Here is a 12,578-nt window from a genome sequence, read left to right as displayed (position 1 = left end):
GTGCATAAAAAACGGGAGCCACTGAGCTCGCCTTTTTTTGCCCCACACAAATCCCCTGTGGGAGCGGGCTTGCTCGCGAAAGCGCTGTGTCATCCAGCATTTAAAGTGACTGACACGACGCCTTCGCGAGCAAGCCCGCTCCCACAGGGATGGTCATCAGTTCGAAATCCCCGTCTACACTCAAATTCACCCACGGAGGCAGCGCTCGGCAGTGCGCCGGCAAAGGAGTGCGCGATGTCACCTCGTTCGCAATTCAATGGCCCGGCCCGCCAGCGCGGGGCGATCGGTCTGATGGCGGCGCTGACCCTCGGCCTCGCCTTGGTGTGCATGGTGCTGGTGGTCGACAGCGGTCGTTTGTACATGGAACAGCGCAGCTTGCAGCGGGTGGTCGATGTGGCTGCGCTGGAGGCGATCTCGCGCGGTGGCGATTGCCTGACAGGCGCCAGTGCAAACGGGTACGCCACCGCCAGTGCGGCGCGTAACAGTTTTTCCGTCGGCCAGGGCACAACGCTGACCGTAACCTGCGGGACTGTGCAAACCGGTGCGAATAGCCTGCGCGCCTTCGCGGCGGATGCCACCAAGAAGGAAGCCATTAGCGTGGTCGCCACCCGGGTCGTACCCACCAGTGTGGCTGCCGGGCTCTACGCATTGTTCTCGCCGGGCAGCGTGTCCCCGACCACGCGACTCTCGGCCACGGCGGTGGGTGCCTCCGCGATCCTGCCGCCGCAGGCCCAATTGACCATCGGTACCACGGCGCTGACCATCGATGCCAGCCAGTCGGCCGCTCTGAATACGTTGTTCGGGCAAATGCTCGGCGGCAGCCTCAACCTCAGCGTCGCTGGCTGGCAGGGGCTGGTCGAGACCCAGCTGAATCTGCTCAGTTACCTCAATCAACTGGCGGTCGACGTTAATGTGGACGCGGGCAATTACACCCAATTGCTGAGCAAGAATATTCAAATCACCCAACTGATCGATACCGCCATCACCGTGCTGACGAAGGGCGGCACCACCACCAGCGTGGCGGTCAGCGGCCTGCTCGGACTGAAGGGGGCGGTCGGCAGCACTTCGGTGGCGCTCGGGCAACTGCTGCAGTTGCAGACCGGTGCCACGTCCGCGGCGCTCGATGCCAATCTGCAAGTGTTCCAGCTGCTCGAAGCCGTCGTGCAAGTGGCCAACAGTCAGAACGCACTGGTAGCGACCGTGCCGCTGAGCATTCCGGGGCTGGTCAACGGCTCCGTCAAAACCAAAGTCATCCAGCCGCCGCAATTATCAGCGGTGGGCAACCCGGCGCTAGCCAAGGCCGACCCCATGGGTGCCAACCGCATTTATGTGAAAACCGCGCAGGTGCGCACGTTGATCTCGCTGAATCTGCCGGTGCTGTCCGGCGTGGCCGGCCTTGCCAGTGCCATTGTCAGTACACCGCTGGTGGGCGGATTGACGGATACCTTGAACAATGTGCTGCACCTGAACATTGCTGGTGCATTGAACTCGGTGTTCTGCGCATTGGGTGGCACCTGCCAGCGCACCGACCTGAAGATTCTGCCCACATCAACCATCGACATCCTGCTGGAGGCCGCCGCTGCCGACAGCCATGTCACCGATTACACCTGCACCAGCGACGCGACCAAGACCCTGACCACCCAGACCAACTCATCGGTGGTCAAACTCAAGGTCGGCAAGATCGACCCCGCCAACGCTTTTTCATCCGTGGCGGATGTCACCGTGCAGCCGCTGGCGTTGATTGATGTCGGCGTTATCACCTGCACCATTCCACTGCTGGGCCTGGGCCAGCCAACCTGCGATCCCAACTCGCGCAAACCGTTCTACGGCGGTGGCCTCGGTGTGAGGGTTGATACCTCGGTGGCCAGCATGCAGAGCATCCATACCTACAATCAGCCGCCGGAAATCAAGCAAACGCCGCAGCCCTACAGCTTCGGCACGCAAGGGGTGGTCAATAGCCTCAAAGGCACCTTGAGCGGGGTTCAGGTGCAGGCCTACAAACCTACCGGTTCAAGCCTGCTGGGTGGCTTGCTCACCACCACGGCCGACGTGCTGGCCGGCGTCAACAACACCCTGGGTGTGGTCATCGGTAACTTGCTCAGCCCGGTGCTCGACCCGATTCTTGACGGGTTGCTCGCCAACCTCGGCATCACCCTGAACAAGGTCGAAGTCGGTGCCAACCTCAGTTGTCGACCGCCCGGCCAACCGTCGCTGGTGATCTAGTCGTTCAGCGCAATCGGTAGCTCGATGCAGAACCGCGCGCCCTCGTCGCCATTGCGCACGCTCAGGCGTCCGCCCATGTTGTCGATGATGCCGTAGCTCACCGACAGGCCCAGACCGGTACCGACGCCGACCGGTTTGGTGGTGAAGAACGGTTCGAAAATACGCTCCAGCAGGCGCGGATCAATGCCGCCGCCGTTGTCCTCGACCCACAGTCGTACCACATGCTCGTCGCACTCGGCGTACACGGCGATCCACGGCTGGAAATCGCGATCGGCCTCGCGCTTGCCGAGCAAGGCATCGCGGGCGTTGACCATCAGATTGATCAGCACTTGCTCAAGCTGATCGACGTAACCGCGCACCTGAACCGTAAAGCCTGCCTCTTTGATGCGTAACTCGACGCCTTTGCCGCGCAGGCCTTCAGACAGCAGCGACAGCGTGCCTTCGATTGCATCAAGGGGGTTGAATGGATGCTGTTCGATTTCCGAGCGCCGCCCGAACACGCGCATGTGATCGACCACCCGCGCCGCCCGTTGTACTTGTGCGTCGATGCGATTGAGCTTGTCGGTCAGGTAGTCGATCTGCACATCGCCATTGCCCAGGCGTTTGAGCACATTGACGATGGCCATGCGCATCACGTTCAGCGGCTGATTGATCTCGTGGGCGAGGCCCGTGGCCATTTCGCCGAGGGTGGCCATTTTCGCGCTTTGCGTCAGTTGCTGTTGGGAGCGCCGTACCTCGGTGTTGTCACGGCCCACCGCTTGTACCTCGACCAGTTGCCCATGCTCATCAAACACCCCGCGATCCGACCAGACCCACCACGCATGTTCGCGACCGGGCAGGCGCAAATTGATTTCGGCGGTGCTCACCGGCAACTCCGGGGTCAGTTGCGCCAGGCGCTCAACGAACGCCTGGCGCTGTTCGCCGGACATCCAGCTGCCCAGATTCACCCCGGGCAATTGTTCCGGCGCGCATTCCAGATAAGTCGCCAGTGGCCGGTTGCCGAAGATCAGCGTCAGGTCGGGGCGGTAGCGGCAAATCATCGCTGGCGAGTCTTCCACCAGGATCCGGTAACGCTCCTCGCTGGCCTTGACCTGCTCGGCGGCCAGGGTCGCTTCGGTGACGTCCAGCCACAGCCCCACGGCTTCCACTGGCAGACCGAGGTCGTCGCGCAGCAACTTGGCTTCATCGAGCAGCCAGTGGGTATTGCCCTGGCGATCAAGCACCCGATACCGCGTGCTCACTAAGCCTTCGCGTAATAGCTGCCGCGTGCGTTCGAAGTAGCGTGGGCGGTCTTCGGGATGGATGTGCTCGACCAGTCGACCATCGTCGCAGTCGGCGAGACTCCAGCCGAGCAAGGCTTGCAGGCTGGCGCTGAAAAATGTCGGTTGCAACGCCCCTTCGACGTAGCGCTGCACGTAGATCACCGCGGGGGAACTGGCAATCAGATTGTCCAGTCGGGCGTGGGCGGCGGCGGCTTGTTGCTGCTGATTTTTGATGTCGCTGATGTCGAGCATGAACCCCACCAGCCGGCGTTGGGCGCCGATGCCCAGTGACCGGCCTTGCAGGCGGTACCAAAGGGGCAGCGATTGATCGCTGCGTTGCAGGCGCACGCACAATGCCAGTGGCGTGCCGTCATCCTGCAAGGCTTGCAGGCCACTGCGCAGTTCATCGCGGTCGGCGGGGTGCACGTGGCTGAACCAGTGCGCAATCGCAATCCGCTCGGTCTGCAAGCCGAGACTCTGAGCCAGCGACGGGGCCAGTTGCATGTCGGCACTGTCGCTGCTGACTTCCCACCAACCGGTACCGAGCAGCGCTTGCAGACTCTCCAGGCGTTCCAGTTGCTGATGATGGCGATGCTCGCGCAGGCGCTCCAGCAAGGGCGCGGCCACTGCAGCGGCGATCAACAGCCAGTCGTGATCGCTCAAGTCCGGCGCCTGTTGTGCTGCGTTATAGCCGGCGCATAGCAGCCACGCCGCCACGCCCTGGGCATCGCAGTAGGGCACGGCGAAGCCTTCATAGGGGCCGAACAGCGCGCTCAGGCGCGGTTGTTCGCTCGCCAGCAAACGTTGCGGCAGTGCACCGTTGAGGCTGTCGAGGCTGGTGCCCAGCGGCTGCTGATCGCGCCACAGCTTCGGCGCATTCAGCGCCGCGTAATGCTGATGAATTTGCCAACCCTGACCTTGCTCATCAAGTAACGCAATCGCCAGACACGGAACATGCAAATGCTGGCTCAAACGCTGCAACTGCTCGCCCAGCACCTCGGGCAGACGCGCAAGGCTGACCAGACGCAATTGATCGCGAATCTGCGTGGCCAGCCACTGGCATTGCTCGCGGCTGCGCGCCTGGCGCCGATCACTGAGCAAATCACCGATGTCCAGCAACTGCAGCAACCAGCCGTCACCTTGGGCCTGTACCCAGCCACGCAGGTGCAGCGGCGGGCCGGCGAGGCTGTAAAAATCCAGGTCGAGCAATTGGCCTTGCCAGTCGGCGGGACGGCCCTCGATCGTGAGGCCGCTGTGGGGGAACAGATACTCAAACAGAAGCGCGGGATGAGGGCTGGGCCTCTGCTGCGCCAGCACATGACGCAACGGCCCGCTCAAATGATTGACGTGGCCATCGCCATCCAGATACAGCTGCAGCCCGACGCTGGGCACCACAGGACTGTCCAGCGGCTGGACCGTCTCGGGGTGTCGTTTGAGCAGGCGGTCGAACAGCTTGTCACCGGAACTCAAAATTGCAGGCTCGACGAGGCGCGCAGTGTTGCTGGCAGGCGCGGTACCGAACCGATTCCCGGCAACACCAGAAACGGCAACGCCTGGTTTAGCTTGGAGGTGGGGTAATTGATGGTCACCGTCAGCACGCCGCCGACGTAGGTGACGGTGCTGTCGGTGGCCGCATCGAAATTCAACGCGCCGGGCAGCCAGGCCAATTGCCGGGTCAGCTCGGTTCGGGCAGTGGCGGTGAGGGCGGTTGAATAATTGGCGGAGGCCGGGTCCAGCGCCACGCTGCGGCGTACGGCCTCGGCGGTGGACTGATTGAACGACTGCATCAGCAACAACGGCAGGCTATAGCTGACCAAGCCGTAAAACACGGCGAAAAACACAATGAACACCAAGGCGAATTCGATGGCGACAGCGCCTTTTTGCTTGCGGGGGAGGCCGGATTTCATGAGCGCGTCTACCCTGACAATCACTACGTAATATCAGCATAGAATCAATCGGCCAAAACGGATGTTTTTTACCGTATGCACAGCGTTGTTCTACTGATCTGGCTGACGCTATGCGCGGCGCAGGACGCCCGGCAGCGGCACATTGGCAATGGCCTGACCTTGGGTGCCGGTGGGTTGGCAGCGGTGTATTTGCTGGTCACCGGTAACACCTGGCTCGGCGCCGAAGCCGCACAGGCCGGCTGGGCGGTGCTGCTGGCGCTGGCGCTCTGCCTTCCCGGTTATATCTTGAAACGATTCGGCGCAGGCGATGTGAAATTAATGACAGCTTTGGCCCTTGCGACGAACGGCACTGTTGTGCTCGGTGCGTTTATCGGCGCCGCACTCTCCAGCGCACTCTGGCTCCTGCTGGCGCCAAAACTCTGGCTGCATATGCGTCAAGGGCTTAGAGAACGTCTTCGATATCTCCAGCCCGACAAGTCAAAAAAGCTGCCATTTGCGCCGTTCGTGCTGATTGGCACAATCCTCACTTTGTGTTGGATCCACTAGTCGCCCCACGCCACTAGTTCTATGTACATAGTCGGAAAGTAGGTCTACTTTCAATTCAACGCTGTACAGCTTCGCGCTGTAAGTACAGGAACGGTCAGCCTTTGGCCTGGGCATGGAGTGGCAAGTGAACAAGCTTACGTCAGCAGTGAAGGTTCTGGTGGTCGACGATCAGCCGCTGATTGTCGAGGAACTCTGCGAATTCATCGAAAGCAGCGGCTACCGTTGCGTGCCTTGCGAATCGAGCAAGCAGGCGATCGAGCAATTCATCGAAGACCCGGCCATCGGCCTGGTGCTCTGCGACCTGCACATGCCGGACATGGACGGCATTGAACTGGTGCAGGAACTGCAGCGGTTGGCGGGCAAGCATCGAGCGTTCGAAGCCATCATGCTCACCGGTCGCGCCGACAAGCAGGACGTGATCAAGGCCTTGCGTGCAGGGATTGCCGACTACTATCAAAAGCCGATTGATCTGGACGAACTGCTCGAAGGTTTGCAGCGCCAGGAAGCGGCCTTGCAGGAACGACAGAAAACCCTGCATCTGGGCCATCTGAATCAGAAGCTGCAATACCTCTCCGAGTCGATCGACGACCTTTATCAGGACCTCGACAAAGTCCGCCGTGGTCCTGCACCTGTGAGTGATGAGGCGTCAGGTGATGCCGTAGGGGGGGAGGAAATACCGGCGATTTTCAATCAGTTGTCGCCGCGTCAACTGGACGTTGCCCGGCTCGTGGGCAAGGGCCAGACCAACTATCAGATTGCCTGTGAACTGGGGATCACCGAGAACACGGTCAAACTGTATGTCTCGCAAGTCTTGCGCTTGACGCACATGCACAACCGCACGCAATTGGCCCTGGCGTTATCGCCGAGCAATTCGGGTTTGCGTCAACGGGTGACCGCGCATTGACCGCTGTTGACCCCGCTCATTTAGCGGGCTCAAACACCTCAACCGAGATTGGCCTTGGCCTTGGGAAACAGGTTGTCCAGGGTTTCCAGCAAGCGCACGTGATAGATCGGCTTACGAAACAGGTCCAGCACCTGCAGGCGCAGCATATCGCTGACATCCTCCATATCGGCATGCCCCGACGTGACGATCACCGGCAGATGCTGGCGCGAGGTGTGTTCACGCAGACGCTTGATCAGCGACATGCCGCTTTCTTCCGGCATGCGCAGATCAGTGATCACCAGAGCGATATCGGGATGGCGGGTCAGGTGATGAAGCGCGAGTTTCACCGACGTCGCGGTATGGCAGGTGAAGCCTTCGCCCTCCAGCAACTCCGCAAGCTCCAGCAGTGCGTCCTCCTCATCGTCGACGAGGAGCAACTGCTGGCGCGGAGTCTGTGAAGAGTTCATGGGCAACACCTGCAATGGACTGAGTGCTGACGGTAGAACCCAATGGCCGCATTGACAAGTAATCGGTCCGATCAGGTGAGGGCGGTCTGGATAGCGGTCAGGATCCTGGTGACCTGTATGCCGATGCCGTTACCGAACGCAGCAATCACCAGCGCCACCAGACCGACCACCAGCGCATATTCGATGGCCGAGGCGCCTTCGGTGTCTTTGGCCAGGCCTTTGAAGAAAGCAATCTGCGATTTGATTTTCCGAGCGACTTGGGAATACGACATGAGGATTCTCCTTGAGCACACCAGGTGTTGCGCGTTCGCAACATGATTTCCCTGTGCCAGCATCAGCATTGTCGGCAAATCCCGAGCCTACAACTGTAAGAACGTATTAAACCTTTAGTAGTAGCGCGTCGTTTAACGGCAGAAAACGACGTTTGGCGCTTTAGGCCTCTACTTTTGTTGGATATTTCTGCGTTCGTAATGGCGTTTTGTTCGGCCTGCGCTACCGTCAAATAGCGAAATAGTTACTTGTTCATAGCTGCCTGATTGCGAATTTGTCTCGATGGAAGTCACGGGTCATTGCACAAGACACAACGCAGCGGGAAAGGGAGAGCCGTCATGAACAGTCGCGTCACTTTGGGTCTGGCCGGGTTGTTCCTGGTGGGCGCCATCATTGCCGGGTATTGGGGGCTGACGTTGAGCCGCCAGCCGGCTGCCGAACCTGCCGCTGCCCCCGTTGCTGTTGCGGTCGTACCCCCGACCGCTGCGCCCGCGGTCCCTGTCGAAGACCCCACCCGCCAACCGGTTGTAGTGCTGCTGCGGGATATCGCACCTTTCGTGAAAATCACTGCCGCCGATGTGGCGGTGGAAAAACTGCGCACCGCGCCCGCCGGCAGCCTGGGCAACGTCGATCAAGTGATCGGCCGTACACCGTGGCGGCCCTTGAGTGCCGGCAGCTGGTTGAGTGAGGAGAGCTTTGAATCCGGCAGCGCACTGGCGCGCATGATCCGTCCCGGTGAACGGGCGCTGGCGGTGGCGGTGGATGAAGTGATCAATGCCGGCGGGCAACTGGCGCCCGGCGATTACGTCGACGTGCTGCTGTTTCTGCGCAAGGACGAAAACACCCCACAGGCCTCGGCGCAATTGGTGGTGCCGGCAGTACGGGTACTTGTGGTCGGCAACCAGATCGGTTTGACCAACGACGGCCAGCCAGGCAGCCCCGCCCGCAGTGACGACGAACGCCTCAAGCAAGAACAACAACGCATGGCCGCACGCAGCGTGGTACTGGCCGTGCCTGAGCCGTTGCTCAGCCGTTTGATGCTGGCCTCCGGCGCCGGTGTGCTGCGCCTTGCGGTGCGCAGTGCCGATGAGCAGCAACTGGCGAAGTACTGGTCCGGCGAAAGCGATGTCGCCAGCCGGCTCGATACGCCTCACCGCGATTTGATTGAGTTCAGTCAACTGTCCCTGAGCGCTCCACCCAAACCCATGACCGTGGCCGGTCAATCCGCCCCACGCAAGGCCACCGTGGAAGTCATCCGCGGTGCCGAAACCGCACAACCTACTCCCTGATTCGAGCAAGGACGCCTTTACATGCGCACACGCTTTACGCCCCTGTTCAACGGCTTGCTCCGAGCCTCGCTGCTGAGCGTCGCCTCGATCGGTACTGCCGTCGCCGCCGCCAGCAACTGCGCCGCGCTCGGTCCGTTGCCGGCGACACTGGAAGTCGGCGAAGGCCTGCAACAGGCGCTGCAATCACCCGTGGCGATTACTCGGGTGGCAGTGGGCGACCCGAAAATCGCCGACGTGCGTGTGACCGGCGATCAGGGCATTCTGCTCACCGGTGTCGCCCCCGGCGCCACCACGCTGATGATCTGGAGTGCCTGCGCCAGCGCGCCGCGCCAGAGCATGATATTCGTTCAGGGCAAGGCCAGTGCGGCGATGACCACGGTCGCGTTGCCGGCCTCTGAAGACCCGAACCTGCCCTCGCAAGTGCAGACCGATATCCGTTTCGTCGAAGTCAGCCGAACCAAACTGAAAGAGGCGGGCACGTCGATTTATGGCAAGGGTTCGAACAACTTTCTGTTCGGCGCTCCGGGCACGGTGCCAGGCAGCGGGGTCAGGCCCGGTGTGGTGCCGAGCGTAGCGCCGAGCATTCCGCTGGCCAACGACATGTTCAACATCGTCTGGGGCGGCGGCAGCAGTAAATTCCTCGGTATCGTCAATGCGCTGGAGGGCAGTGGGTTTGCCTACACCCTGGCGCGGCCGAGCCTGGTGGCGTTGAGCGGGCAAAGCGCAAGTTTTCTCGCCGGCGGTGAAATTCCGATCCCGGTACCGAGCGCCAACAGCAACAGCTACTCCATCGAATACAAGGAATTCGGTATCCGCCTGACGCTGACGCCGACGGTGGTCAGCCGCGACCGCATCGCCCTGAAAGTGGCGCCGGAAGTCAGCGAACTCGACTACAACAATGGCGTGGACATCGGCGGTACCAAAGTGCCGGCCTTCACCATTCGCCGCACCGACACCAGCATCTCGCTGGCCGATGGCGAGAGCTTCGTGATCAGCGGTTTGATCAGTACGCAAAACGCCTCGCAGGTGAGCAAGTTTCCCGGCCTTGGCGACATCCCGGTCCTCGGCGCATTTTTCCGCAACTCGTCGATCAATCGCGAAGAGCGCGAGTTGCTGATGATCGTCACCCCGCACCTGGTGCAGCCACTGGCCGCCAACGCGCCGCTGCCTTCGTTGCCCGGCGAGAAACTGCGCAACTACGATCCGAACTGGTATCGCCTGTACTTCCTCGAAAACGGCAACTTCGATAAACGCAGCGGGTTATCGCAATGAGCCAGAGCCTCAGCCAGACCTTCCTCGCCATCACCCGCAACGACACCGACCTTGAGTGGCTGCAAGGCGCGCTGGCGCCACTCGGGCAGGTGGTCAGTGCCGGGGGCGGCAGCCTCGACGAATTGCTGGCACTGGTCGACGTGACCTTCGCCAGCCTGGTGTTCGTTGGCCTGGATCGTGATCATCTGGTGGCCCAGAGCGCCCTGATCGAGGGGGTGCTGGAAGCCAAGCCGATGCTCGCCATCGTCGCCCTCGGTGACGGCATGGACAATCAGTTGGTACTCAACGCCATGCGGGCCGGCGCGCGGGACTTTGTCGCCTACGGCTCGCGCTCCAGCGAAGTCGCCGGGCTGGTGCGGCGTCTGAGCAAACGTCTGCCGGCCGTGACGCCGAACGCCCAGCTCGGCGGTTTGACCGTGCTCTATGGCGTGCAAAGCAACGCCGACGGTGCGCTGCTCGCCAACCACATGGCGCTGGTGGTGCAGAAGAGCGGCCAGCAAACCCTGTTGCTCGATCTGGGCCTGCCGCGCGGCGACAGTCTGGCCTTGCTCGGGCTCGAGAGCTCGTTCCATTTTGGCGATGCGCTGCGCCACTTGCGCCGGCTCGACGCGACGCTGATCGACAGCGCCTTCACCAGTGCCGAAGCCGGCCTGCGCATTCTTGCTTACGCCCAGGGCGATGAGCCGCTGGAGCGCACCAGCGCCGCCGAGTTGTACATGTTGCTCAGCGCCCTGCGCCAACACTTCCAGCACATCGTCGTCAACCTCACCGGCCAGCCCGACAGTGAAGCGCTGCGCACCTTCGTCAGCCATTGCGACAAGCTGATCTGGTACACCGACCAGAATGTGCTCGACTGTCGGCGCAACCTCGCCGTGCTCAATCTGTGGCGCGAAAAAGGCATGAAACTCGACCATGGCCGGCTGCTGGTGGATCGCTACTTGCGCAACGTTGCACCGGACTCCGACACCCTCGGCAAGACCTTCGGCCTGGAAGTGATCGCGGTGCTCGCCTACAGCCCGGAGATCCGTCTCAACGCGAAAAACCAGGGTGTCAGCCTGTTCGAACTGGCCCCGCGAGAGGCCATCAGCCAAAGCCTGCGCACCCTCGGCGAACGCCTGGCAAAACGCTCCGAAGGCCTGGCCAAACCCAAAGCCAGCTGGTTCGACCGCTTGCGAGGCACCTCATGAACGGCGAGCAACTGTTCGGCGGGCCGCAGCGCCATGCGTCCGGCAACACCGATCACGACGGCCTGAAACTGGTGCTGCACCGCTACATCATCGACGCCATCGAAGAGTCCGGGAAAAACCTGCTGGAAGGTTCGCGGCAGGTGCTGTCGCAATTCGTCATCGACAAGGTCGCTGAATACATCGCGCGCCTGCACCTGGCGATTTCCCGTTATGAAATGGAGCGGCTGGCGGAAGAAATCGTCGATGAGCTGACCGGTTTCGGCCCGCTGGAAGTGCTGCTGCGCGACAGCGCCGTGACCGAAATTCTGGTCAACGGCCCGCATCGCGTATTCGTTGAGCGCGATGGCGTGCTGCACTTGAGCGACCTGCGTTTTATCGATGCGCATCACGTCGAACGGGTCATGCAACGGATTCTCGCGCCGTTGGGGCGGCGACTCGATGAGTCTTCGCCGATGGTCGATGCGCGCCTGCCCGATGGCAGCCGGGTCAACGCGATCATCCCGCCGATTGCCCTCGACGGGCCCTGCCTGTCGATCCGTAAATTTCGCAAGGACATGCTCAAGAGCACCGACCTGATGGCGATGCAAACCATCGACCAGGCGATCTACGACTTCATCGAAGAGGCGGTGGGCAAGCGCTGCAACATCCTTATCAGTGGCGGCACCGGCACCGGCAAAACCACGTTGCTGAACATCCTTAGCCAGTTGATCAACCCCCACGAACGGCTGGTGACCATCGAAGACGTCGCCGAATTGCAGCTCGGCCATCCCCACGTCGTGCGCCTGGAAACCCGCCCGCCGAATGCCGAGGGCCACGGCGAGGTGAAAGCCAGCGACTTGATCCGCAACGCCCTGCGGATGCGCCCGGACCGGATCATCCTCGGTGAGATTCGCGGTGTTGAAGTGGTCGACGTACTCACCGCCATGAACACCGGTCACGACGGCTCGATGAGCACCGTGCACGCCAACAACGCGCAGGACGCCTTGCTGCGTCTGGAGACGCTGGTCGGCCTGACTGGCCGCACCATCGCCGAACGTACCCTGCGCCAGATGATCTGCGCAGCGCTGGATGTGGTGATTCAACTGACGCGCATGCCCGACGGGCGCCGCTGCGTCAGCGAAGTGGTGGAAGTGGTCGGCGTGCGCGATGACGTCTATGTCACCAACACCCTGTTTCGCCTTGATCGGCGCAGTGGCTTCGGCTTTCTGCGCGAGGCGATCAACCCGGCCGGCGACAAGTTGCGCCGCGAACCAACGCTCGCGCACTGAGGGC

General features: G+C 61.7%; 11 protein-coding genes. 7 read left to right on the top strand and 4 right to left on the bottom strand.

Annotated elements, in window-relative coordinates; translation table 11 throughout:
* The first annotated feature begins 234 nt into the window (after nucleotides 1-234).
* Nucleotides 235-2,223, top strand: coding sequence for a TadG family pilus assembly protein (locus ATI02_RS11910; protein WP_100846368.1), 1,989 nt, complete (start codon nucleotides 235-237; stop codon nucleotides 2,221-2,223).
* Here ATI02_RS11910 and ATI02_RS11905 read toward each other — a convergent pair.
* Together ATI02_RS11905 and ATI02_RS11900 are read right to left on the bottom strand one after the other, a co-directional pair.
* A complete protein-coding gene (locus ATI02_RS11905) occupies nucleotides 2,220-4,955 on the bottom strand; it encodes a PAS domain-containing sensor histidine kinase (protein WP_100846367.1) in 2,736 nt (911 codons plus the stop codon). The genes ATI02_RS11910 and ATI02_RS11905 overlap by 4 nt on opposite strands.
* Nucleotides 4,952-5,392, bottom strand: a complete 441-nt coding sequence (locus tag ATI02_RS11900; protein WP_100846366.1) for a TadE/TadG family type IV pilus assembly protein — start codon at nucleotides 5,390-5,392, stop codon at nucleotides 4,952-4,954. Before ATI02_RS11900 ends, ATI02_RS11905 begins: the two co-directional genes overlap by 4 nt.
* A 75-nt stretch (nucleotides 5,393-5,467) precedes the next feature.
* Here ATI02_RS11900 and ATI02_RS11895 point away from each other — a divergent pair, with 75 nt between their 5' ends.
* Together ATI02_RS11895 and ATI02_RS11890 are read left to right on the top strand one after the other, a co-directional pair.
* On the top strand, nucleotides 5,468-5,938 hold the full coding sequence (locus tag ATI02_RS11895) for a prepilin peptidase (RefSeq protein ID WP_100846365.1): 471 nt from the start codon (nucleotides 5,468-5,470) through the stop codon (nucleotides 5,936-5,938).
* A 124-nt stretch (nucleotides 5,939-6,062) separates the two neighbouring features.
* Nucleotides 6,063-6,842, top strand: coding sequence for a response regulator transcription factor (locus tag ATI02_RS11890; RefSeq protein WP_095188313.1), 780 nt, complete (start codon nucleotides 6,063-6,065; stop codon nucleotides 6,840-6,842).
* 38 nt (nucleotides 6,843-6,880) lie between these two features.
* Here the strand turns inward: ATI02_RS11890 and ATI02_RS11885 are convergent, their stop codons facing one another.
* Nucleotides 6,881-7,288, bottom strand: a complete 408-nt coding sequence (locus ATI02_RS11885; protein ID WP_095188215.1) for a response regulator — start codon at nucleotides 7,286-7,288, stop codon at nucleotides 6,881-6,883.
* 71 nt (nucleotides 7,289-7,359) lie between these two features.
* Nucleotides 7,360-7,560, bottom strand: coding sequence for a Flp family type IVb pilin (locus tag ATI02_RS11880; RefSeq protein ID WP_100846364.1), 201 nt, complete (start codon nucleotides 7,558-7,560; stop codon nucleotides 7,360-7,362).
* Nucleotides 7,561-7,896: 336 nt separating this feature from the next.
* Here ATI02_RS11880 and cpaB point away from each other — a divergent pair, with 336 nt between their 5' ends.
* Genes cpaB through ATI02_RS11860 form a run of 4 tightly spaced genes read left to right on the top strand, consistent with a single transcriptional unit; the run spans nucleotide 7,897 to nucleotide 12,574 of the window.
* Nucleotides 7,897-8,847, top strand: coding sequence for a Flp pilus assembly protein CpaB (gene cpaB / locus ATI02_RS11875; protein WP_100846363.1), 951 nt, complete (start codon nucleotides 7,897-7,899; stop codon nucleotides 8,845-8,847).
* Between the two features lie 21 nt (nucleotides 8,848-8,868).
* Nucleotides 8,869-10,119: a type II and III secretion system protein family protein gene (locus tag ATI02_RS11870; RefSeq protein WP_100846362.1), complete on the top strand. Its 1,251-nt coding sequence runs from the start codon at nucleotides 8,869-8,871 to the stop codon at nucleotides 10,117-10,119.
* The gene (locus tag ATI02_RS11865) at nucleotides 10,116-11,306 is read left to right on the top strand and encodes a CpaE/TadZ family protein (protein ID WP_095188208.1); all 1,191 of its coding nucleotides are present in this window, start codon (nucleotides 10,116-10,118) and stop codon (nucleotides 11,304-11,306) included. Before ATI02_RS11870 ends, ATI02_RS11865 begins: the two co-directional genes overlap by 4 nt.
* Complete coding sequence (locus ATI02_RS11860) at nucleotides 11,303-12,574, top strand: TadA family conjugal transfer-associated ATPase (protein ID WP_095188206.1); 1,272 nt, start codon at nucleotides 11,303-11,305, stop codon at nucleotides 12,572-12,574. Before ATI02_RS11865 ends, ATI02_RS11860 begins: the two co-directional genes overlap by 4 nt.
* Nucleotides 12,575-12,578 lie beyond the last annotated feature (4 nt).

The sequence above is a fragment of the Pseudomonas baetica genome, assembly GCF_002813455.1.
GTDB classification, from domain to species: domain Bacteria; phylum Pseudomonadota; class Gammaproteobacteria; order Pseudomonadales; family Pseudomonadaceae; genus Aquipseudomonas; species Aquipseudomonas baetica.
Note: the sequence above shows the minus strand (reverse complement) of the source record. Positions and strands in the feature narration are given on the sequence as shown.